Source organism: Candidatus Bartonella washoeensis Sb944nv (assembly GCF_000278135.1).
In the GTDB taxonomy this organism is placed as follows: domain Bacteria; phylum Pseudomonadota; class Alphaproteobacteria; order Rhizobiales; family Rhizobiaceae; genus Bartonella; species Bartonella washoeensis.
In genome coordinates this window covers 190,959-194,782 of sequence record NZ_JH725023.1, presented here as the reverse complement: position 1 = coordinate 194,782, position 3,824 = coordinate 190,959, and the positions used below count along the sequence as shown (strand labels likewise).

The window sequence follows — 3,824 nt, the reverse complement described above, 5'->3', positions numbered from 1 at the left end:
TTTTAATGGTGGGTCAATTTTTTCGTGCTTCCCTTTGGTTGGTGGGGAGAAAATTCAACATGAAGCACCAATGTTGTTTCCAAAATCAGAAAAAATTAATGGTAGTAGAAGCAGTGTTGTTATAAAAAAATCATTATGACCGTATTTTAGGCATATCTCTATTAACAGATTGAAGAATTTGTATATTTCGTTTGCGTTTTAACCGTTGGATGAGTGTTTTTTCAGTGTTGCGCGAACGTGCAATCATTTGTAGTTTTATTGCTTCATTCTGTATCGTAGCTAGCATGCCCTTTATGCGTAATTGCAAGTCGGAAACGCCCTTTAGATCTTCCATGTTGCTTGTGTCGGTTACCATTAGTGCAATTTGCTGAAAACGATTTTCTATTTCCTCAAAAATCCTTAGATTTACAGCTTTATCGATAATCGCTGCATATTGGTTGCGTTCATCAATAGTTTCACGTGCTTCATCAACAGGGACATTACGAAGATAATTTTCTTCTCTTATAATTTTTCTGAATAAAGTGGGTGTCTCTTTACCTACTTCGCCTTGTTTACTCATGTCGTAGATAGATTCTGGTTTTACAAAGTATAAATCAGGATTATTTTGCCCTAGTTTTGAGATTTCTATTCGAGTTTTGCCTGTTATGGCTTCATTTATTTTTTCTATTATCTTACGAATGTCAGACTGTACGTTAAAGAAGTAGGGGTCTGAACTCCAACTTTTTTCTGGGTTTAATGTTGCAAGAATTACACTCACTGCTGCTATAATCGTTAGCTTTCTCATATTTAGCTCCTTTTAATTCTTACATGTTGCGGAAGGATTGACAATTATACAATTTATACATCTGAATTATAGCTAACTTATAAATTCACTTATGGGTTTACGTTTAAGATTCTTCTTTTACTGGTTAGCTTTTCGTCACAGAGTTTTTGTTTTAATAAGCAAAGAAGATCGATCGCATAGGCGAATTTATTTAAAAATTTCATCGTGATCGTACAGTAGGCATTTGTTTATTTGTACGTCGAAGAATCTTTGCATTGCGCTTGTATTGCAGCTGTTTGATAAGTACTTGTTCAACATCGCGTGAATGTGCGATCGCTTCTAATTTTATCTTTTCATTCTGAATCATGGATAGCATACCTTCCAGCTGTAGCTTTAATTCGGCAGTACCTTTTATATCTTCTACTGTGTCCACTTTGGTTAATATTTTTTCAATTTGCTCAAAATGATTTCTATTTTCCTCAAAAATTTGTAAATCTACAGCTTTGTCAATAACTGCAGCATATTGTTTGCGTTCATCAATTTCTTCGCGTGCATCATCAACAGAGTCATAGATAAAATCAATTTCCTCTCTTTTAATTTCCTGAATTAATGGAGGAATTTTTTTGTCCAGCTCATTTTGTTTATTATTATCATAGATAAGGTGTGGTTTTAAAAAGAGCAAAGTACCATCATCTTCTTTCAACTTCGCGCCTTTTTGTCTATTCCCCGTTATAGATTGATATATTTTTTTAAAGGCATCCAACTGCTTGTCCATAAAATATATTGCGAAGAATCCAGACTTTATGTCATCATTACTGTGATGAGCCTGATCGATGGTTATACAATCTTTTTTTTTCGAGCCTATTGCTAAGCTTGGCATTGTAAGAGTTACACTTATTATAGCTATAATAGCCAGTTTTTTCATATTTGAATCTCTTTGATTTTTATCTGTTCCAGAAGGAATAACAATTACTATTATTGGATTAGCTAACTTATAGATTCATTGATGAGCTCACGTTCTAGGCCTCTGCTTTCTTCGTAATAAGTGTTAAGCTGTTCTGCTTTTACTGGTTTAGCTTGTTTTTTTCTCATATGGCACCTTGCTGAATTTCGGCAGGGACTGTTTTATTAACAGGCACCCGATTCCAATTACTAGGCTGCTTTGGCTTTGGAGCCAATGCGCAAGCCGATAAAAGACCCACAATTAAAGTTGCAAAAATGATTAATTTCACTTTCAACATCCCTTTTTATTAAACTGTTAAATTTGCTCTATCACTTTTTTATCATTATTTCAATTTTGATTAAAAAATATATAGCCTATAATTGTTTTTATTTCTTGATTTTTTATGAAGACTGACTGTTTACAGCACAGATGCATCTATTATGTTGACGGATTATTTGGTTGTACGGCTGCTAGAAGCATTATCTCTTAATGCACTTTGTTTCCAGAGATGTCCAAAGGTAACGCCTTTTGCTAGAGCGTTTGCAATGTTTGATAGTTTGAGCAAGAGTACGATGGAAATAATGGATAAGATGAGCGCACCACCAAGTGCGTAACTTACATTTTGCTTCCCATCAAATTTTAGATCGGTCATGTAATTTGCAAAGATGTTCATCATTAGACTAAACACAGTGGCTAGCAGTATAATGAGAATTGTATAGCTCAAAATTTGGGCTATCCATTGTTCGAAAAAGCGATATGTTGGTTGCCAGAGCAAGGCAATAATAAAGAGTGGTCCGAGCCCTACAAGAAGTAGAAGTGCGATTTTTGCTATCAAAATGAATGCACCACCGATTGCTGCGAGGAAGCTTGTTGCAAGTAAAATAATGATACCAAAGAGACCGTAAAGGAGCCCATCACCATCCAAAAAAGCAGCTTCTTCGAAAGCTTTACTTGCACATTCAAATCCTCTTTCAGCTACTTTATCAATCAAGTTGTTTAATTCGTTGCTCTTTGGTGGGTTGTTTATCAGTGCATTTGACAAGTCATTGGGCATTTGCATGATTAAATTAGCAATGTCGTTTTGATAAAGTCCTGCAGTGAGTGCAATTGAAGTAATAATGCTTATCCGCAGGCAGCGGCTTAGGAACTCAGAGACTGGCATGTCTATTGCGCCGCGGATGATGAGCCATGCATAGATGATAAAAGCGATGGTAAGACCAATTGAGACGATGGGTGTAATTGCAATAATGGTTTTTGAGGAAATTTCTGTGACATATTGTGTTGTTGCCTGATCAATTATGTTGAACAGTTGTGTGAACATTTTAAAGTCCATGGCATTCCTCTTTAACGAATTTCTATCTTTCCATTATCTTGGAACATTGATGTATTTTGGCATTTCAGTTGCATCTATCTAATTTGTCACAAGTACTTTTCATCCGAATTGTTTTAATGGTGGGTCAATTTTTTCGTTCTTCCCTTTGGTTGGTGGGGAGAAAATTCAACATGAAGCACCAATGTTGTTTCCAAAATCAGAAAAAACTAATGGTAGAGATAATGTTATTTTAAAATATCATCGAATAGATCGTATTACAGGCATTTTTGCATTTTTACTGTTAAGAATTTCTAAACTGCGTTTATGCTTTTGTTGGTTGATAAGCATACGTTCTGCATTGCTTAGATATGCGACCATTTGCAATTTTGTAGCTTCATTCTGAATCATAGCTAGCTTCCCCTTTATGCGTGCCTGCAATTCGGTGATGCTTTTTAAATCTTCAGCTTTATTGATTTGTTCTACTAGTCTTGAAATTTGCTTAAAACGACTTTCTGTTTGCTTAAAAGCCTCCAAACTTACAGCTTTATCAACAACCGCTGCGTATTTGCTACGCTCTTCAATAGATTTGCGAACGCCAATGATAGGACCAGAAAATTCTTCCTCTCTCAGAACATCATGGAGTGACTTGCGCATAAATACAGAAATATCAGATTTTTTACCTTTATTATAGATCCATTGTGGATTTTTAAGAAAAAAACTGCTGTAATCCGCTTTTGAGGTACCAAAGTTTCGATTTCCTGTTATAGAGTCATGCATTTTTTTCGTTTGCTCTAAATGCTCTTCTT

The 3,824-nt window shown here is 35.2% G+C and carries 5 protein-coding genes and 1 pseudogene; all 6 read right to left on the bottom strand.

What is annotated here, in order from left to right; all coding sequences use genetic code 11:
• Positions 1 to 133: 133 nt before the first annotated feature.
• Positions 134 to 784, bottom strand: a complete 651-nt coding sequence (locus MCQ_RS03405) for a TrbJ/VirB5 family protein (protein WP_006923553.1) — start codon at positions 782 to 784, stop codon at positions 134 to 136.
• A 199-nt stretch (positions 785 to 983) separates the two neighbouring features.
• Positions 984 to 1,688, bottom strand: coding sequence for a TrbJ/VirB5 family protein (locus tag MCQ_RS03400; protein ID WP_006923552.1), 705 nt, complete (start codon positions 1,686 to 1,688; stop codon positions 984 to 986).
• Between the two features lie 68 nt (positions 1,689 to 1,756).
• Positions 1,757 to 1,855 (bottom strand): annotated as a pseudogene (locus MCQ_RS09345) (TrwG protein); the annotation flags it as partial.
• Positions 1,852 to 1,995: a TrwH protein gene (locus tag MCQ_RS03395; protein ID WP_035007863.1), complete on the bottom strand. Its 144-nt coding sequence runs from the start codon at positions 1,993 to 1,995 to the stop codon at positions 1,852 to 1,854. The pseudogene MCQ_RS09345 and the gene MCQ_RS03395, both read right to left, overlap by 4 nt.
• A 162-nt stretch (positions 1,996 to 2,157) precedes the next feature.
• Entirely contained in the window at positions 2,158 to 3,039 is an 882-nt protein-coding gene (locus MCQ_RS03390; RefSeq protein WP_006923550.1) for a TrbL/VirB6 family protein, read from the bottom strand.
• Positions 3,040 to 3,276: 237 nt separating this feature from the next.
• A partial coding sequence (locus tag MCQ_RS03385; protein WP_006923549.1) for a TrbJ/VirB5 family protein occupies positions 3,277 to 3,824 on the bottom strand: 548 nt, incomplete at its 5' end.